Annotated in this window: 18 protein-coding genes; 6 read left to right on the forward strand and 12 right to left on the reverse strand. The window is 38.8% G+C overall.

The genetic code is table 11. The features are described from left to right. From M5A78_RS11045 to M5A78_RS11060, 4 genes are all read right to left on the reverse strand, one after another. Window positions 1–897: a 4Fe-4S dicluster domain-containing protein gene (locus M5A78_RS11045; protein WP_248735331.1), complete on the reverse strand. Its 897-nt coding sequence runs from the start codon at window positions 895–897 to the stop codon at window positions 1–3. A gap of 16 nt (window positions 898–913) precedes the next feature. Continuing rightward, on the reverse strand, window positions 914–1,120 hold the full coding sequence (gene tatA / locus M5A78_RS11050; protein WP_248735332.1) for a twin-arginine translocase TatA/TatE family subunit: 207 nt from the start codon (window positions 1,118–1,120) through the stop codon (window positions 914–916). Between the two features lie 254 nt (window positions 1,121–1,374). Further along, window positions 1,375–3,489: an ATP-binding protein gene (locus M5A78_RS11055; RefSeq protein ID WP_248735333.1), complete on the reverse strand. Its 2,115-nt coding sequence runs from the start codon at window positions 3,487–3,489 to the stop codon at window positions 1,375–1,377. After that, entirely contained in the window at window positions 3,489–4,487 is a 999-nt protein-coding gene (locus tag M5A78_RS11060) for an ABC transporter substrate-binding protein (protein WP_248735334.1), read from the reverse strand. The genes M5A78_RS11055 and M5A78_RS11060 overlap by 1 nt, the downstream gene beginning before the upstream one ends. Before the next feature lie 51 nt (window positions 4,488–4,538). Between M5A78_RS11060 and M5A78_RS24715 the strand changes: the two genes are divergently transcribed. Beyond that, window positions 4,539–4,664, forward strand: coding sequence for a hypothetical protein (locus tag M5A78_RS24715; protein WP_264760453.1), 126 nt, complete (start codon window positions 4,539–4,541; stop codon window positions 4,662–4,664). A gap of 319 nt (window positions 4,665–4,983) precedes the next feature. Here the strand turns inward: M5A78_RS24715 and M5A78_RS11065 are convergent, their stop codons facing one another. Together M5A78_RS11065 and M5A78_RS11070 are read right to left on the reverse strand one after the other, a co-directional pair. After that, the gene (locus M5A78_RS11065) at window positions 4,984–5,808 is read right to left on the reverse strand and encodes an MBL fold metallo-hydrolase (RefSeq protein WP_248735335.1); all 825 of its coding nucleotides are present in this window, start codon (window positions 5,806–5,808) and stop codon (window positions 4,984–4,986) included. 15 nt (window positions 5,809–5,823) lie between these two features. Further along, on the reverse strand, window positions 5,824–6,789 hold the full coding sequence (locus M5A78_RS11070) for a quinone oxidoreductase family protein (protein WP_248735336.1): 966 nt from the start codon (window positions 6,787–6,789) through the stop codon (window positions 5,824–5,826). A gap of 278 nt (window positions 6,790–7,067) precedes the next feature. Between M5A78_RS11070 and M5A78_RS11075 the strand changes: the two genes are divergently transcribed. Beyond that, complete coding sequence (locus M5A78_RS11075) at window positions 7,068–7,658, forward strand: guanylate kinase (protein ID WP_248735337.1); 591 nt, start codon at window positions 7,068–7,070, stop codon at window positions 7,656–7,658. A 255-nt stretch (window positions 7,659–7,913) separates the two neighbouring features. Further along, complete coding sequence (locus M5A78_RS11080; RefSeq protein ID WP_248735338.1) at window positions 7,914–8,444, forward strand: phosphatase PAP2 family protein; 531 nt, start codon at window positions 7,914–7,916, stop codon at window positions 8,442–8,444. A gap of 5 nt (window positions 8,445–8,449) precedes the next feature. Here M5A78_RS11080 and M5A78_RS11085 read toward each other — a convergent pair whose 3' ends face one another. Then, window positions 8,450–9,490: a sensor histidine kinase gene (locus M5A78_RS11085; RefSeq protein ID WP_248735339.1), complete on the reverse strand. Its 1,041-nt coding sequence runs from the start codon at window positions 9,488–9,490 to the stop codon at window positions 8,450–8,452. After that, window positions 9,487–10,161, reverse strand: coding sequence for a response regulator transcription factor (locus M5A78_RS11090; RefSeq protein WP_248735340.1), 675 nt, complete (start codon window positions 10,159–10,161; stop codon window positions 9,487–9,489). Before M5A78_RS11090 ends, M5A78_RS11085 begins: the two co-directional genes overlap by 4 nt. A gap of 214 nt (window positions 10,162–10,375) precedes the next feature. Here M5A78_RS11090 and M5A78_RS11095 point away from each other — a divergent pair, with 214 nt between their 5' ends. Then, window positions 10,376–10,975: an NADPH-dependent FMN reductase gene (locus M5A78_RS11095; RefSeq protein ID WP_248735341.1), complete on the forward strand. Its 600-nt coding sequence runs from the start codon at window positions 10,376–10,378 to the stop codon at window positions 10,973–10,975. An 82-nt stretch (window positions 10,976–11,057) separates the two neighbouring features. On the opposite strand, the gene M5A78_RS11100 is transcribed toward M5A78_RS11095, so the two are convergent. After that, window positions 11,058–12,080 (reverse strand): HAAS signaling domain-containing protein, encoded by a 1,023-nt coding sequence (locus tag M5A78_RS11100; RefSeq protein ID WP_248735342.1) that lies wholly within the window; start codon window positions 12,078–12,080, stop codon window positions 11,058–11,060. Further along, window positions 12,067–12,414: a PadR family transcriptional regulator gene (locus M5A78_RS11105; RefSeq protein WP_248735343.1), complete on the reverse strand. Its 348-nt coding sequence runs from the start codon at window positions 12,412–12,414 to the stop codon at window positions 12,067–12,069. The genes M5A78_RS11100 and M5A78_RS11105 overlap by 14 nt, the downstream gene beginning before the upstream one ends. Before the next feature lie 360 nt (window positions 12,415–12,774). On the opposite strand from M5A78_RS11105, the gene M5A78_RS11110 reads away from it, so the two are divergent. Continuing rightward, window positions 12,775–14,814 (forward strand): Na+/H+ antiporter, encoded by a 2,040-nt coding sequence (locus M5A78_RS11110; protein WP_248735344.1) that lies wholly within the window; start codon window positions 12,775–12,777, stop codon window positions 14,812–14,814. A 494-nt stretch (window positions 14,815–15,308) separates the two neighbouring features. Here M5A78_RS11110 and M5A78_RS11115 read toward each other — a convergent pair whose 3' ends face one another. Beyond that, on the reverse strand, window positions 15,309–16,463 hold the full coding sequence (locus tag M5A78_RS11115) for a GerAB/ArcD/ProY family transporter (RefSeq protein WP_248735345.1): 1,155 nt from the start codon (window positions 16,461–16,463) through the stop codon (window positions 15,309–15,311). Window positions 16,464–16,674: 211 nt separating this feature from the next. On the opposite strand from M5A78_RS11115, the gene M5A78_RS11120 reads away from it, so the two are divergent. After that, the gene (locus M5A78_RS11120; RefSeq protein ID WP_406603689.1) at window positions 16,675–18,261 is read left to right on the forward strand and encodes a spore germination protein; all 1,587 of its coding nucleotides are present in this window, start codon (window positions 16,675–16,677) and stop codon (window positions 18,259–18,261) included. Between the two features lie 70 nt (window positions 18,262–18,331). On the opposite strand, the gene M5A78_RS11125 is transcribed toward M5A78_RS11120, so the two are convergent. Continuing rightward, window positions 18,332–19,438 carry a GerAB/ArcD/ProY family transporter gene (locus M5A78_RS11125; RefSeq protein ID WP_248735347.1) on the reverse strand — a complete coding sequence of 369 codons (1,107 nt, stop codon included), beginning with the start codon at window positions 19,436–19,438 and terminating at the stop codon, window positions 18,332–18,334. Window positions 19,439–19,456: the final 18 nt, after the last annotated feature.

Consider the following 19,456-nt stretch of genomic DNA (forward strand, 5'->3'; position numbering starts at 1 on the left):
TTAGCGCAAATAAACCACTCGGGGCTTTGTTCCTAATTCTTCTTTCAAATAAAAAGCTCTTGGACTTGCAGCAAGCTTGGAGACGACACTGTTCGGATCACTCATATCACCAAAGTAGCGTGCATCGCCAATACAGGTTTCAACACACGCTGGTTCTTCCCCCCGCTGCAGACGATGATAGCAGAAGCTGCATTTACGAACAGTTTCTTCAGGAATCTTACCCTTTTTCCTTTCACCCCGCTCGATCCCATATTCCGGACTTGTGACATCGTTATAACCCGTCATTTCCTGGTCATACCCATCACCAAAATCGTAGGACCTTGCCCCATATGGACAAGCGACCATACAATAACGACAGCCTATGCATCGATCGTTATCAATAGCCACAATACCATTCTCAAGCTTAAAGGTTGCTCTTGTCGGACATACCTGAACACATGGCGGTTTATCACAATGCATACAAGGTCTTGGCAGGTTCACTAATGAAATATTAGGAAAATCACCCGATAGTGTCTCGAGTACAACATTATAGGACATTCCTGGTGGTGTTCTATTTTCTGCTTTACAAGAAACCGTACATGTATCACAGCCCACACATTTTTTTAAGTCAATGACCATGCCCCATTTTGGACCTTTTTCTTTCTTCGATTTTGGTTCTTCAGGACCACTTGCATATTGATCACCGAATTCCTTGAGAAGAGAAGCGGAGTAAACTGTATGGAAATCTTCAATTTTTAATTTTCCACTTAAAACGTTTCTCGCATCCCTAGCCATATTTATCCCAAGCTTTGTGTCATAGGGACTTTTTTCAAGCACTTTTTCTGCATCTGAGACAAAATTATTGGCTAGCATATCATAATCTTGGGGCTCTAAACTCCCTTTCGCTTTTAGGACCATGATGAAAAACTCCCTCCTATTTTGATAATGTTTCTTTCACTTCTTTAATCTCATTTTTTACATCATCTGTTACATCGTTTGTCAGCTCACGCGCTGACTTTTTAAATTCCTTCAATGTCTGACCTACAGCTCTCCCAACTTCCGGAAGCTTCCTCGGTCCAAAGATAATAAGTGCTAACACAAGGATTAATATTAGGCCTGGAACTCCAATATTAGAAAACATTTTGCCACTTCCTCTATAAGTATTTTCTACTCTTTAACCATGCAATTATTGTGCCAAAAAATCACTTACACTTATTTTGCTAAAAAAAACTTTTAAACTATTGATAGCTCAATCAATTTGGATGTTCGTCTTACTAAAAAATAAAAAGCAGCAAAAGGATGTTATCCCTTCACTGCTTTTTCACCCTGCCAAAATGTCGTAGCTATGACGTATTGACAGGGATGATCTTATCTTAGTCCCTTTCATTCTCTCACTTAGGATTCTTTCTCTGAAAGATTATACGGCTTTTCCTCTCTGACCCGTTTTTCTGCCGGTATGCTGACTTGTACCGTTGTTCCGGATCCTTCATTGCTTTCCACATGAATGGATCCGCCAAATTCCTCCACAATCCCATAGCATACAGATAGTCCTAAGCCAGTGCCTTTTCCGACAGGCTTAGTTGTATAAAAAGGATCGAATAGTCTTGGTAAAGCCTTTTTAGGAATTCCGCAGCCATTATCGCTCACACTGAACATAACCGAATCCTTATCCTTTTTTGCTGAGATGTTTATTTTCCCTTCGTTTTCTACAGCATCAATCGCATTATTAATAAGATTCACAAGCACCTGCATGAGCTTTAAGCTGTCTCCAATAAGAATTGGCAGCTCTTCTTCTATGGAAGCTAAAAAAATAATTCCTTTCTTTTTTAATAAATGTTCTACAAGACCAATGCTACTTTGAATGGTTTCTTTTATATTAATTTGCGATAATGTCCAATTGGATTTCCTTGAAAAGTTTAATAGATTTCCTGTTATTCTTTTGCAGCGCTCTGTATTTTCTTTTATTTTGCTTAAATAATAAGCCATTTCCACTTCGTCCAAATCTTTATCATTCTGTTCCAGTCGATCGATTAAATCCTCTGCATACACATTGATCGTTGCAAGTGGATTATTCACCTCATGGGCAAAGCCCGATGCCATTAAACCGAGTGCACTAAGCTTATCTGTTTGAATAATTTTTTCTTCCATTTCCTTTTGCTCGGTAATATCTTCAATCATAACCAGATATTCGCCTTCTCCTTCAATCGCATGATTAAGTGGGAACACCCTGTGCCTGAAGAGCCTTTCTACATTTTGCTTATTTTTCATCCTCATGATCATATCAGCACTGCCTGTAAGGCCTGGACATGTAATTGGACAATTTTCACAAGGCTGGCTTGTTCCACCAATAAGCGTGTAGCACGGCAATTCGACTTCTTCGTTATTAAACCAATTTTCGAGCACCGGATTCATCCACGTCACTTTATAATCCTTTGTGACGAGTGCCAGTCCGGCACCAATGCCATTTACGATAACATTCAACTGCTCTTTCTCCTGCTTCAGACGCTGGGTTTTTTCCTGGAGCTTTTCACTCATTTCATTAAACGATTGTGACAGTTTGCCGAATTCATCATCTCTGTTCAATTTTATTGGGGCAGCCTGGCACCCCGCCTTCAAGTTTTTCATCCCCTTATCAAGGAGAACAATAGGTGCTGTAAAATAAAAGCCTGCATAAATGCTAATTATGCTGACAATCAACGTGACGATCGCCACAACCATTAGCCCGTTTCGGACCATTTCATTAATGGGTGCATACGCGGTAGATTTTGACTGCTCCATCACCATTGTCCACCCTAAATCCTTTATTTCAGTCCTTACACCCAGCACATCGCGGTTATCATCCACAAGCTTATTTTGATGGAGTTTGCTGTTGTCCTGATGGGCAATCACCTTCCCATTTCGGTCCAATAAATACAAGTAGGAAAAATGATCTTGTCTTAAAGAAGAAATCTTTCCAATAATCTTTTGTAGCTGGATTGTAGCACCGACTGCTTTTCTTTTGCCATTTTCCATATAGGGTATGGCAAGCTTCATAACCGGCTGGCCAAACTGATTAAATTCGACTTTCCCATATATGCGCTCCTTTAATTGAAAAGCAGACCACATTTCTTCCGAAAACCATTGTTCATTTTCATCGGGTATGTTTAAACGATAACGGGATACCCTTTGTTCAACGTACCCCTTCTCGTTTGTGATTACAGCTTCCTCTATTGATTCATTTTGTTGAAGCAGTTCATAAAAAACACCTTTTTCTTTGTCCTGTTCCGTTAATGCCGCAAACATTTGAACCCGCTGAAACATCTGATTGAATTCAAGTTCAATTTCACCTGATAAGTTATCCAGCATTAATTCCTGTTTATCAAGAATCCTTTCTTTAAGATCCATTTTCACATGGTAATAGTAATAAGAGCTGATTAACAAAAGCGGCAACGTTGACATAATGAGACCAAAAACCAGCACCTTAATCCGAATTGGCTGAGCGTGAAGCCTTTGAATGATCTTATTAAACATTAAGGGCTCACCTCCCCTTCCTCAGAGATAATAAAATCAGGGATATGTATGAGATTTTTATTAAGTTCTATTCCAAGCTCATTTTTCACGTCCTGATTGACAATAAAGCGGAATCTGTCGGGAAGTTCCACTGGAATTTCCGCAGGTGAATTACCTTGAATGATTAAGCTGACAAACCTTGCAGCCTGATAGCCTTGATCGAAGAAGCTAGCACCATAGCTAGCAAGAACCCCCGCTTCCTGCTCATAAATCCCCATAGCCGGAACTTTATTATCTCTAGAGAATTGTGCCATCTCCTTTGTCAGACTTTCCATCCTAAAACCAGGCAAGATTAATAATGCATCATTTTTCTGCAAGCTCCCTTTTAGCTTGCTTTTAAAAGAAGGATCGCTCACATTACACGGTAGTATTTTAAGAGAGAGCTTTTCAGCAGCCTGCTTCGTATTCTCCAAGCTCAGCTTACTTACTTCAATATTTTCGTCATAAAGAATATGAAATCTTTGAATGGAAGGCACTAAATCATGAAAAAGCTCCAATCTTTTTCCTGATAGGTTCGTATGGTAATTATTAATACCAGTAAACAGCCCGCCTGGTAAACGATAATCCTTTATAATTCCTATTTCCTTCGGAGCAGCTACTCCTGCAAAAACAACAGGAATTTTAATATGTTGCTGCTCCATTTTTTCCTTGATCTTTAATGTTTCTATACCTCCTAGAGTGACAATCAGAGCTGGTTTCCCCTTAATCAATTCATTTATTTTGGTATCGAGTACCTCCTCATCATCATGTGCACTCTTTACCACATACTTTACATCACCCTCATGATATCCTAGCTCCTGCATCCCTTTTTTCAAACCAGTAAGCTTTTCATGCCGGCCATCTCCAATCATAACCACGCCTATCTTTACTGGAGTCTTGTTATCATTGCTTATAAACGTTAAAAAAATTATCGAAACCGTTAAAATTGTAACGAGGAATAAATAAAGTTTTGTTTTCATAGCAGACTCCCCACCTTTTTCTTTTTCAAATCTATTATAGGGGACTAAACAATGTTATTACATTTGAAAAAAGGAGAATCTATGAAACTTATGGTTTCTCAGGCTATCGAAAAACCTTCGACAGTCTTTATTTTCTGTGGAAAAGGGGCGGAGCGCCGCAAAAATGAATCACTTTAACCAGTTAAAGTGAAATACCCATTTCACTAGACGAAAGATGTGAAGTCTAGCTCTGCTCTCACCGCCTTTATTAGGTGACTACGGCTTGTTCTCTAAATTTATTTCCATGGTAAGGTTGGGAGGTGAGGCTCATGATAGTTCTTTATGTCACTTTAACATTTCACTGCGTTAATTTGTTATAGTATTATTCATGCAACATGTCTGTTGATTTGCGCTCCAGGCGCTTCGCTTTCCGCGAGTGCCCGGAGCGCAAATCAATAGACCAGTTAGCAGGGCCCATCCATTATTAAAAAAATTGCCGAGAAAAACTGGACTTGGATCACGTCCTTTTGGTGTATTCTCGGCGAATGATAGCGATATTTTCCCCATGGCAATGGTTTGTAAACTTTGATGGAAACGGCATTTCCTTTTCCAATGCAGTCAGTGCCTCTGGATCTTCTTTTATAACAGCAGCAATTAGTCGTTCAAGATAATCTTGCGACAATTGAATTCTGCGCTTGATCTCCACCTGACTTGTCGATGTTTGCCCATGACCTGGAACTAATACCGAAACCGCATGCGTATCGAGAATTCGTTCTGTTTTTCGAAGTGTATCCAAATATGCCTTAGCACTGTCGTAGACAAACGGCAGTTCAAAATCGGATAGATAATCCCCAGCAATCCATACCCCAAGCGGTTCAATGATTGTAAATAATCCATCATGAGTATGTCCCGGCGATAGGTAGAAGGTAATCGTTGTTTCTCCAAGCACAAGCTGCTGCCCGTCTTCTTTTATAACAAGATCCACTTCCGGAAAGGCAATCGAATAGGGACAATGAATATAATAATCATTGTAAAACTGATGAATCATCTCAACTTTTCCCACTTTATTTGTATGCTCCTGCAGTCCCTTGCTTCCGATGACCTTCGCACCTGGGAAGGCATGATAGCCGATGATATGGTCGAAATCTCCGTGGGTAAACAGAAGATACAGCTGCTTTTCCCCTTGTATCCGGGCTACATGCTGCTCTATTTCCTCTATTTCATGTGGAAGCCAGTTTGGGTCGACAACGAGAACGAAATCCTTTGTATTTACTACAGTACATGTAGTCTGATATAGTGCACTCTGAAACACGGTTAGGTACTCATTTTGAAATTGGATCATAGCTTCTCCTTTTCTCTAAGGAATTAATAAAATTTTGCCTGTGCTCTTGCGGCTTTCGAGATATTGGTGTGCTTTTTGGCCATCGCGTAGCGCAAATTTCGCCTGCTCAGATACCTTTACTTTTCCCTCTTCCATCCATCGGAACAGCTCATTTGAGCGTGCTACTCGTTCCTCGCGGGAAGTAAGCACATTCCATAGATCTCCTCCAGTCAGGGTTTTTGACGTATCCATTAACATTCTTGGGTCAACAGGAGCTGGGTCTCCCCCTGCCATTCCGTAAAATACAACCGTTCCACCGACACGTGTGGCAGCAAAGCTGTCTTGAAGTGTCGAGCCTACTGATTCATAAACCACATCAGCACCTTTGCCGTTCGTCTCCTCGAGCACTTGTCTCTTCCAATCATCCGTGTACAAGAAAACGTTAGCTGCTCCTGCTCTTTTCGCTGCGGCGGCTTTTTCCTTGGAAGAAGTTAAGCCAATCGCCTTGCCGCCGAGCAAATTTACCATTTGTACGAGGAGCTGCCCGACACCACCAGCCGCCGCATGAACAAGAACAACATCATTCAGTTTCACTGCATAACTATCCCGGGTTAAATAATGTGCGGTCAACCCTTGCAGCAATACGGACGCAGCATCAGCAAATGAAATGGTTTCCGGAATAGGTATTGCTTTTTCAAATGGAACAGCAACTAACTCAGCATTTGCATACGGTACATCAGCAAATGCAATCCGGTCGCCAACATTGATACCTTGGATGTTGACTCCCGTCTTTTCTACAACTCCTGCCCCTTCGTACCCTAAAATATATGGGGGATTTCCCGCAAGATGATAGTTTCCTTTTCTTCTATAAATATCAGCAAAGTTCAAGCCAATTACTTTCATTCTAACTAGTATTTCACCTGGACCGATAACAGGAGTTGCGATTTCCGTATACTCCAGTACTTCCGGCCCTCCGAATGTATTGAACACAAGAGCTTTCAAATGCATAACCTCATTCTATATTCATTTTTGCAATACGCTTTTATTAAATATGATTGGGAAAAAGAAAGCAAATTACTGCTTCTATCAAAGTGAAATTGAATGGAAAAAGGTGCCTGACACAATTAGCACCAAACAAAAACATGACAACCCCCCCTGAGAAACCATATATTTCTATTATGTTGTCGTTTTGATATAATGATAGTAACCCTTCTTCATTCCCAATAACAGTCCCCACGATAAAAGGATTATTCTTTATCAAAACTAAAAGGAGGCTCTATATGTATCAAATCAAAGGAAATGAAAAGATTTTCGTTTACACAGGTCCTGATGGCTCTGGAAGAAAAACCATTGCGAAAATGGTTGCTACCGCATTTGATATGGAAACTGTTCTCTCTTACACTACCCGTTCCCCCCGCCACTATGAAAAAAATGGTGAAGACTACCACTTTGTTAATGAAGAAACTTTCAAACACATGCAAACTCAACAGGAATTTCTAGAAAGTGTTGAAATTGATGGAATTCATTATGGAATTCGTGAACAAGATATCGTTGAAGCATTTCAAAACCATGATTTCGTCTATTTGACGTTAAATCCCGAAGGTACTGAAAAGTTGAAAAGGATGTATGGTGATGGTGTCGTAAGAATTTTTATTTATTCCGATCGTGATACGGTTATCCAAAGACAACAGGAGCGTCAAGATAATGAAGAAGTAATCCAACGCCATATGGCCCATTATGATGAGATCTTAAGCTATAAAAACAGCTGTGAACACGTATTTGAAAATTTTGATTCCCCACAGGTTTCTTTTCAAGTTAGTGAATTAATTGAATCCTTTTTGGATAGAAATCTCACTGTAACAGATTATTAAAGATTACTAACGAAGAGATACCGAATGAAGGCGAACAGTGCATGCACTGTTCGCTTATTTTCTGAACTTTAATGAACTCTTTACACTCTTTTTACACTAGGTTAAGAAAGGCTCCTTATTTTTCTATTACAATAGTAGTAACCTACCTATTGTAGGAAATGGTTGAAAATTACCGTTGCTGTGCAGGATACGTGGAATCTTTAGATTGACGGAACGATGAGTTGAAAATAATTCATTAATAAAGGAGAGCTGAGAATGATCAGGATGCTGCATGTGTTTTACGGCTTCGAATGTCGTTTATTTCAGAAGGTAAATCGCCATTTTGATAGTAAGCTTTTAAATCTTTTTTTCCGCTCAATCACATACTTAGGAGGCGCAGACATCACCATCGCTGCCACTTTTATCCTCATTTTCGTATCGACTGGTGAGGTCAGATTGACCGCTATCGCCAGCGCACTCGCTTTGGCAGCAAGTCATATACCTGTCCATTTTGTTAAGCAACTGTTTCCCCGAAAAAGGCCCTATTTGAAGATAGAAAAAACAAGAACTCATGAGAATCCCATAAAGGATCATTCATTCCCTTCGGGGCATACAACTGCGATATTTTCCGTTGTGACTCCATATATTTTATTTTTGCCACAACTTGCTTATGTGCTAATCCCACTAGGACTTTGTGTAGGACTATCTAGGATTTACTTAGGTCTTCACTATCCTTCGGATGTCATTGCTGGCGGAATCCTTGGTACGTTAACTGGGAGTTTATGCTTTTGTTTATTCTTTATTTGAGAGATTCATAGCGGGATTGATATTGTAAAAGTGGTGCCTTCCCCTTCTTCGCTTTCAACAAAAATGGCCCCATCGTGCATATCAATGATTTTTTTCACGATAGAGAGCCCTAAACCACTGCCGCCTTTTGAACGTTCTCTAGCCTTATCTGCTTTATAGAAGCGTTCAAATACATGTATTTGGTCATTTTTCGAAATACCAATTCCCGTATCAGAGATTTTTATGATGGCTTTGTTCTCGACCTGCTGAAGATGAATTCCAATCCTCCCTTGGTTGGGAGTAAATTTAATACTATTATGAATCATATTTGTCCACACTTGACTCATTAAATCTTCATCTCCAACCAACACTACCTTCTCTAGCGAAACATCCATTTCAATTCCCTTGTCTACCCATTGCACTTCACAGGCTAAAATAATATTTCTTATTTGCTTGTCTAGACGATAGCTTTTTTGTTCAAAAGGATGATTACTTGATTCAAGTGAGGTTAATTTCAGGAGGTTATCACTTAATTTTGACAACCTCTTACTTTCTGTTTCAATGATATTGAGAAAGTGGGTTCTCTCTTCCTGACTAAGATGATCATTTTGCAGAGCACGTGCGAATCCGCTGATGGATGTTAGTGGTGACTGGATTTCATGTGATACATTTGAAATAAACTCTTGGCGCATGTCTTCCATTTCCTTTAATTGTTTTGCCATATGATTGAAATGATCAATAAGTGTTGTAAAGTGATCATCTTTTTTCAGCGTTTCCAACTGCACATTAAAGTCTCCACTTGCAATTCTTCTTAGTGCATCAATGACTTCTTGAAAAAGATTACGCTGCTTGGAACGGATGATTAAAGAAATACAAAACCCAACACCACCAAAGATAAAAAAGCCAAGAATGGTTGTAATTAAATGCTGAAGATAATCTGATGGATGAAAACGAAACAAGTGAAAAATATGGGACACAATAAAGTAAGCCGCTGAAAAACTAACAGTAATCATCACTAAAAAGATGAAAAAACCAAATATATGTCGAAAAAACTTTCTTCTTTTCATGGTTTCACCTCAAGACGGTAACCTAGTCCCCATATTGTTTGAATACGGAAAGGGAACTCTGATTCCGGAAATCGCTCTCTCAGCCTTTTTATGTGAACATCCACCGTGCGTTCGTCCCCTTCATAATCATAGCCCCATATATCGTCAATTAGCTGTTCTCTAGAAAATGTTTTTCCCGGATAACTGGCCAATTTGAACAACAGCTCGAATTCTTTCAATGGAATCGTGATTTCCCGCCCTTTAAAAGAAATTTCATGTGTTTTGCGATTTAACTTAAATTCCCCCATCTCAATGGATTGTGAGGCCGTAATGTTATACCTTTTTAGCAAAGCTTTGACCCTTGCCACTAATTCAATCGGGTCAAATGGTTTGACTAGATAATCGTCAGCTCCTAGTTCAAATCCCTTTACCTTTTGTGCTGTCTCTCCTTTGGCTGTTAACATTAAAATAGGGATATCACTGAATTCTCGAAGCTCGCGGCATAACTCCCAACCATCCATGTTCGGCATCATGATATCAATGATGACAAGGTCCATCTTCACTTTTTCCATTAAGCTTAATGCCATTATTCCATCTGACGCCTCATAAAGATCGAACCCCTCCTTTTTTAGAAATAAGAGAACAAGTTCTCGAATATTGACATCATCATCAACAATTAATAATTTCGCCATTGCTCCTCATCCCTTTCAAACCATTTCTTTCATCATATTACATTCAAGATTATACAAAGAATATATGAATTGAATATGAACTTTCCAAAATCATTCTTTATCCTTGACAAAATAAATCCAGTATATTATTATTTATCTTGAATTAATAATATTTTAATTCAAGATAAATAAATTGAATAAATAGTAGAATTTACATCATAGAGGTGGTAATAAAATGGGCTTTTTCAACAATTTATTTAGCAGTTCAACGAAGGAGGACGAGACAATGACAAAGGAAAAATTAACAATAGGAATTATCTTAGGAAGCACACGTCAAGGACGTGTAAGTCCACAAGTAGGAGAATGGGTAAAAGGAATTGCCAACCAACGCGGAGATGCCAATTATGAAATCGTGGATATTGCTGATTTCAAATTGCCATTTTTAGGAGAAGGTACTGGTGCAGAACCAGGACTACAAGCTTGGAATGAAAAACTAGCTAGCTTAGATGGATTCGTATTCATTGTTCAAGAATACAACCACAGCATCACTGGGGCATTAAAAAATGCTCTTGATTCAGCACGTGAAGCATGGAACAACAAGGCCGCTGGAATTGTCAGCTATGGTTCAACAGGTGGCGCTCGTGCTGCTGAACATTTACGTGGAATCTTGGGAGAATTAAAAGTTGCCGACGTTCATGTACATCCAACCTTGTCACTATTTACAGACTTTGAAAATGCAAGTGTCTTCAAACCAGCTGAATTGCATCTAACTAATGTTAATGCCATGCTTGACGAAGTAATCGCTTGGAGCGGTGCCTTAAAACCATTAAGGTAAGAAACCATTATAAATAGTAAGAAAAAGGGGGAATAATGATTATCCCCCCTTTTTTGTTTGAGTCATACCTATCCCAGTCACTTTAAATGGACTGTGATTTCGCAGGTCCTTTACGAATATTAGCTTTTCGAAAGCCTTTGTAGGAGTCGATGGCTGCAAATATAACGAATATGATCATTGCTCCCCAATAAATTGAGTTTTTTGGATTATGGCTAAAACTGAATAAATCAGTTAGATACTGGACGAATGCTATGTTGAATAAATGGGGATTACTGAAAATAACAATAAATACAATTGAAGATATCAACTGGAGAATCATATTTAGACTAGCTACTTTTTTTGTCCATTGCGCTGTTATCCATTTGTAGATGGCAGTTGCAACCTCCAGGCCGATCACCATCACCACTAAGGGCCAATAGGAATGTAAAACTTCCTGATTGAATGTAGGTGCTACAAATTCAAGGCCTTCTCTCCCTTTTTCATACACACCAAGTAGATTAGCAGCGTAAAAATAACCGGTTGCCCAGATCGCCGTCCAAAGTAAGCTACCAAACACTTCGACCTTGGAAATCACCTTTTCCTTGGGGATATAGGGTATATTCTTCAAGTCATCTGGTGACCATTCTTTACAGCTTTGTGTTAATGGAATTGGAGCTTTTGCATGATCCGTGCGTTCGAGAATGGCAAATACCAAGGTTAGCCAGAAAAACACTTGCATACCCGTACTTAGAATGCCCCTAATACCCTCACCAAGAACATGTAGAATAAGATTTAGCACTGCTCCCTCTCCACCATAGGACAAAATATTATTAGCAGCCAATGAAAACAGTGAAATCGCTGCAGCTATTGGTAAAATCATTTTTAACAGCTGGATATAGAGATCAAAGTAACGGGGGCCAATTAGATGCATCGGTCGATCTCGATACCCACTTGCAAGGATCGCGGGGTTACCAAGTTGTTCAAGGATCGACTTAACGTCCTCCTCCGAGTATTCATCTGGCAGCATATCCTCAATGGTTGACTTTAGCTCAAGAGCAATGTCCTCCCTGTTTTTTTCTGGCAGCCTTCTCGTTACCTCCTGTATATAAAGCTCAATCAACTTCATCTTCTCCCTCTCCTTTCAATAGAGTGTAAAGTTCCTGGGACGTCTTTTCCCACTCATTCTTTAATTGTTGAAAAATCTCTGTGCCGAATTCGCTTAATACATAATATCTTCGCGGCCTGCTTTCAGATGTATCCCAACTACTCGTCACTAACTCTTGTTTTTCTAAACGACGAAGCAAAGGATATAACGTACTCTGTTCAATCGTGATACCACTCTTTTCCAATAACTGGACAAGTGAATATCCATATTGAGGAGTTCTAAGCTGACTTAACACAGCTAATGTCAATGTCCCCCTTCTTAACTCCGTCGTCAAAGAATTCAATAAAGAACTCATCTATTCACCTCATTTGTTTTATACTATGCATCATACACTATATCTTATACTATGTATGATACACTATTATTGTTCCTACATCAATTATTTTTTTACAATATATGAGGAAATTGGTACCTAAACCCCTTGTGTTAATGATTTGGGTCAGGCACGATGTCTTAATTTCTAACTTTTTTTTCCTTGCTGTTCTTATGTTAAAATTTCTTTTATTACAAAAAAATTCTTTTGTTTCAAAAAAGGGGACTTATTACTTTGTTCAATATGGTGAATCTTAATGTAATGGAGAAAACGGATACAGGAATCCTTTGTTACCCAACTGATACGGTTCTTTCACACTACATATAAAAGAGGAGACATGCTATGGAATTATTTCTAATCATACTTTTATTACTTGCGCTCATCGGGCTGTCTAATTTCGTCAATCATTTTACGCCATTCATACCGGTGCCACTTATTCAAATTGCCTTAGGGGTTTTGCTTGCTTCACTTCCGCTAGGAATACAAATTCCAATGGAGCCGGAATTGTTTTTCGTTCTATTTATTGCCCCTTTACTTTTTCATGATGGAAAAAATGTTTCACGGCAGGCTTTATGGAAATTACGAAAACCGATTTTATTTCTTGCTCTCGGTCTTGTGTTTGTCACTGTATTTGCTATTGGATACTTAATTCATTGGCTTATCCCGTCGATTCCATTGCCTGCATCTTTTGCGTTGGCAGCCATTCTATCTCCTACAGATGTTGTAGCCGTGGGCGCTATTTCAAGTAGGGTGAAGATACCAAAAACGATTATGCACATTCTTGAAGGGGAAGGACTAATGAATGATGCTTCTGGTCTAGTTGCCTTTAAATTTGCCGTAGCAGCAACAGTCACCGGTGTTTTTTCATTGGCAGAAGCAAGCTGGAGCTTTTTAGTCATTTCGATTGGCGGTCTGGCAGGAGGAGCCATTCTTGCATACCTTATTATTCGGCTGAAAATTTTCATTCGACGGCTAGGTATGGAGGATGTAACCATTCACATGCTCATCCAGCTCCTCACTCCTTTCGTCATTTTTTACATAGTTGAGCATTTTCATCTCTCCGGCATTTTATCAGTTGTAGCTGCCGGCATTGTCCATGCTATTTATCGGGATCGTGATCAAGCACCTGCGATGCAGCTACGAGTGGTATCTCAAAGTACATGGACAGTACTTATTTATATTTTGAACGGTTTGGTGTTTGTGCTGTTAGGCTTGCAAATCCCCAATGTAACGAATGAAATTTTTAAAAATCCGTTATTTAACAATTTTGAAGTGAGCAAATATATTGTCATCATTACAGCTGCCCTTATACTTCTTCGCTTCTTATGGATTTGTGCATCATGGTGGGGCGGATGGCAGCTCAAAAAGCAGCAATTCCAAAAGCCTTCTATGAAATCTATCTGCATTACGACCATTTCGGGTGTAAGAGGGGCTGTCACACTGGCCGGTGCCTTTACCATTCCATATGTTCTTGCAGATGGAAGTCCCTTTCCCGAACGCTCATTAATCATCTTTATTGCGGCTGGGGTTATCTTGGTCACACTACTTGTTGCGAGCCTCTTCTTGCCGATACTTGCAAGGTCGGAAAAAGGGAAAACGGAAGAATTGAGAGAGGAAATGGTAAGGATTGCTACAATCCGGACGATTGATGCTGCCATCAGCTCGATCCGCGAATTGATGAATGACGACAACCGTGGAGCTGCAGTATCAGTCATCTCGACTTACAATCAAATTCGCAATCGCCTGAAGAATGTAAGTGATGAACACTGGGAACTCCAAAAATTAGCGGAAACTGACATTCGCATGAAGGCCTTAGATGAGGAAGCCCACAACATTGAAAGATTGAAAAAAGAGGGACAAGTTGATCGAGAAACGACTTATTTGATGGAAGAACATATTCATCGGATGAGGCTAGCCGTAACAAATCGTATACAGTATCGAAGATTGTTCTTTTGGACCATCTTTAAAAGAAGTGTATACAAACTATTTCACCTGTTCGTGCCGAAAAACCAGGATCGGCATAAACATCACCAGGTAAAAACTAAAAAAATCATTCAACTAAAAGTCAGCATGGCCAAAGCCGCGATTCGGTATTTGAACGATCATATGACTCCTGAAAATGAAGATATATATTTATTATTAATTGGGGAATACAATGAGATGGTCATGAAGTTTAAGCTAGCGAAAAAAGGCGCTGATCCTATTCATTACACACATATGCAACGGGAGCTTCGTATTAAAGCATTCCAAGCAGAACGGGATGAAGTCCAGAATTTGTACGAAGAAGGAGAAATCACGATCGAAGTGATCCGTAAAATTCGTAAGCAGATTAATATTAGAGAGGCATATTGGATGGAAGAAACTAGTGTTCATTCTCATTAAAGCGTAGTAATGGTAAAAAAGTGCAGCGTGCCTTTTTAGCGGCGATTGAACTATAGGAGTAGTAGGAACCTCCTTTAGTTATCGAGCGAGCAGGTGCCTTTTTCTCTTTTCGGTAAATGAAACTCTCTTTCATTTACCGTGAGGGTACTCTTTTCCCCTTTTTCGGGCTTTATGTAAATCTCTTATTGACCGCGCTGCCGCATTTTTACCTTTCTCGGGCATTAAGAACTTCTCTCATTGACCGGAGCAAATTATTTCCTATGACCATTCTGGGATTTATACGAGTTATAGCGGTGACCATTTCCCAAATGTTTTCCGCATAAGGATCCTTCATTAATATATTTGTAAATGTCGCAACAAATCTTTTGATCATGGGACGGGCAAATAACAGAAGACATATACAAGTCAATATCGACCCCAACAATGATGCTGCCATTAACATGAACCAATTTATAACTATAATCAATCTTTCCTTTTATACATTCGTTTTTAGACTACGATTTCCTTAAACCTTTACGTACCCATAAGGTAAAAAGTACTATGAGTGGTATTCCGATAAGAAGTGGCAGCTCAACCATATATGGAAGCTTTTCTAATCTAAATCTCGAATATTCAACATTATTTTTCCCTATAAAAAAGGTAGAAATAAAGATAAGAGATGCTGCAGGGATAATAAAGCTCTGATACCTTTTCAATTTAAAAACATTGGTTAACCCAATAACAACAGCATAAAAATAAAGGCTAATTTTTATAAAAAAACCGACAACAAACGTTCCAACAACTATCGAATCCATTCGCTGAATAATATGGCCGACATTAATTTTCCCAACCATACTCAGCAACGGAATATCGGTAATTTCTGCCCCTAAGGGTCCAAGAACCGTAATGATAAGTAGAAACGTCCAAGTAAGACTAAACCCACTGAATAAAATAGAAATTGAACCTGTCTTTTTTGCCAATTCAGGTCTATTTAAATATGGAAGGAACATTAAGAAAAGAAAAATTTCTCCAAAAGGGTAGGAGAAAGATAATGGGATAGCTTGTTTTAGAACAGGCAGCCAGCCTTTTTCTAAAATTGGCTGAAGATTATTTATTTTAATGATTCCTGAAGCTACAACTGTTAAATTTCCGATTAATCCAAAAATAAACATCCAAATAAGTAAAATTTCAGCCGTTCTTCCCAATACTTCAATTCCTAAATAGCAGCCATAAGAAATAAGTAACAGCACGATAAAATTAACAACGGGTATTGGTGTTTCCGATAAAATATGGGTGGTAATCGTATCCCCTAAATGACGTGTAGCGTTGGAGGTAAGATAGAAAAAATAGCCAATATACACAAGGGACAATGGCACACCGATATATTTACTAAATGCTTTTGCTAAAATTCCTGTAAAAGGAAGAGTAGGATAGTGGTTGAAAATCTGGCAATAAACAAAGAAATATAAAGCAAGACTACCCAACATACCGATGAAAATGGATATCCATGCATCTTGTTTAGCATTCGATGCCAAATCAGTAACAATGGAACTTAAAATAAATAAAAACATCAGAGAAAACATTTGCTTTTGATCGATCTTTGTTTTTTCCATTTGCTTAGATACCCTTCCTGCTCGTACAACGATTTCCATATTAACTATTTTTAACATTTATCTCCTACCTTAAACCCAATCCACCCTTTTCAAGATAAAATGCCTTGTTAACACTCCTATCTGTAATTTCTATTAGGACCATTTACTGACTTCTAGCAACTAATAATTCTGGGAATATACTCTATTAAAGTGGAAATAATAACCGTAAATAATAAGGAATAAGAGGGATCCTAGTTTGAGCTTTTTTAAAGGTAAAAATAAACAGACAATTAAAAAAAAGTGGGAGGATTTACAAAAAAACGCAAATAAAAAAAATAGTCAAAATAGCCAAACCCAAGCAAAAAACGATGCGATCGAAGTAAGTTTAAATGAAAACATTAACAAGATAAAAGAAATGGTTGGAAACAGTGACGATATTATAACAAGAGAAATCCGGATTGGAAAAGAAGGAAAGGTTAGGTGTTGCCTCCTTTATACAGATGGCTTGATTGATAGCCAAGCGCACCAAAACTTCATTATGGAATCGTTAATGATCGATTTACGAACGACGGATATCCAAGCAGAACAAGACTCTACCGGTTTACCACTATTGTCCTATTTAAAGGAAATGGTGTTAACAGTTGGTGATATTCAGGATGTAATGGATATTTCGGTACTGATAGATTCCCTCTTATCTGCTAAAGTAATTCTTTTATTTGATGGATATCAACAGGGTTTTGCAATTGAGATGCAAGGCGGAAAAGAACGATCCGTTGAAGAACCTGCTACGGAATCCGTGGTCAGAGGGCCTAGGGAGGGATTTACAGAAAATTTACGCGTCAACACCTCGTTGCTTCGAAAAAGAATCAAAGATCATAACCTTTGGTTTGAAACTAGGAAAATTGGAAAAGTAACGAAAACCGGTGTAACCATTGTGCATATAAAAGGAATTGCCAATGATAAGGTTGTGGAAGAAGTCCGAAAGCGTCTTGATCGAATTAGTATTGACAGTATTTTAGAATCTGGCTACATCGAAGAATTAATTCAGGATAAAACCTGGACACTTTTTCCTACCATGTTCCATTCTGAACGACCAGATTCCATCGCTGCCGATCTTTTAGAGGGACGTGTTGCCATTCTTGTTGATGGAACACCTTTTGTGATGACCGTACCAGTCGTATTTCCTCAATTTTTACAATCACCTGAGGATTATTATAACCGTGCAGACATCGCTACTCTCCTTCGGTTTTTGCGATATTTTGGTCTTTTTATCGCATTACTAGCTCCATCATTATATATTGCGATTACAACGTTCCATCAGGAAATGCTGCCAACCCAATTACTTATCTCACTTGCTGCCCAACGGGAAGGTGTTCCATTCCCAGCCTTTATTGAAGCGCTCGCCATGGAACTCACCTTTGAAATATTACGGGAGGCTGGGTTAAGAATGCCGCGAGCGATTAGTCAGGCAGTATCTATTGTAGGAACATTAGTCATAGGAACAGCAGCGGTAGAAGCTGGATTTGCCTCTGCTGCCATGGTCATTGTGGTGGCGATTACCGCTATTTCAAGTTTTACCGTGAATAATTATGAATTGGCAATTGCAATAAGAATATTACGATTTCCTTTTATGGCACTTGCTGCCTCTTTCGGATTATTTGGAATCATTGTGGGGTTAATTGCCATGGTTCTTCATATGTGCAGTTTACGTTCCTTTGGAGTCCCTTATATGGCTCCATTTGGCCCCTTTATTAAAGATGATCAAAAGGACGCAATTTTCCGATTTCCCAGATGGGCCATGTTTTCACGCCCTCGTTTAATTAGTCAGTTAAATATGAAACGTGAAGACTCGCCTGCACCAAAACCAGAATCATAAGAAAAGCGGAAGCTTCTTTTGCGAGGCATATGGACTATCAGTAAAGCAACCTTAACCTATATGGGGAGCTTTACTGATTTTTATTTCCCTGGATAATTTTTCGTAATATCTGACCTGTTAAGAGGAGAAAAGGAAGAACAAGTCCATATGATAAAGCGTATACTATCCAAACTTCTTTATCATAAGCACTCTCAAAGGCTACATTAGGATTAATCATAAAGGAAAGCAAAACTAAGATCATCCCTAATGGCAGTGTAAGGGGAAGGTAATCGTTTAAGCTCAATGTTTGGGCAAGACCGATCACAGCTGCATAAAAATAGAGCACAAATTTAAAATAAAGCGTGATAAACCACATAGCGGCCATGATGGCTTCTACCCGTTGCAAAAAACCCCCAACTTCTATTTTCCTAGCCAATGAATAACTTGGGTACATCTGAGCAGCACTTAGATCAGGGCCTAAAACCATAATCGTTAATACAATCAAAATTGTTAAACAGGTTCCACCAATTAGGACCCCGATAAATAATTTTTTCTCAGCATTTTTCGGCTGATTTACAGAAGCAGGAAAAATCATTAAAACAACCACTAATGGCAAGGAAAAAAAACTCATAAACAACAAAGATGACCTTACTAAAGGTTTTATCCCTGATTCAAAAATAGGTTGTATGTTTTTAAGCTCAACATGAGGAAATAATGAGACCACAAAAATAATAAAAAGCACAATGAAACAGGAAAATAATATCTCTGCAGAACGAGCTAACGTTTCGAGTCCAAGGCGAATTCCCATGATCACAATGCAAGCAAAAAGAATTTGGGTAACTTCACTTGGTGTCTCTGGCATCATCTGGATCGCTAGGAAATTTCCAACATCGGAAAGCAGTAATGCCGCGGTAGAAAATGAAAAGAAAATAAAAGAAAGAGAAACCAACTTGCCGATCCACTTGCCAAAAACTTTTTCATTCATCTTGACAAGTGTCATATTCGGGAATATTCTCCCAATTGCAATGTATAGAAGCATTAGTAATAAACTTAGGCCAGTGCCAATTGCAGCTCCAATCCAAGCATCTTGTCTTAATTCTTGAGACATGCTGCTGGAAATGTATAATATCGTCGACCCTATAGAAAATAATATAACAAATATTGCAAATTGACGCGCACTAATTTTTATATTATTCACCTAATTCCAACTTCCTAT

Source organism: Neobacillus rhizosphaerae (assembly GCF_937468385.1).
Lineage (GTDB): Bacteria > Bacillota > Bacilli > Bacillales > Cytobacillaceae > Neobacillus > Neobacillus rhizosphaerae.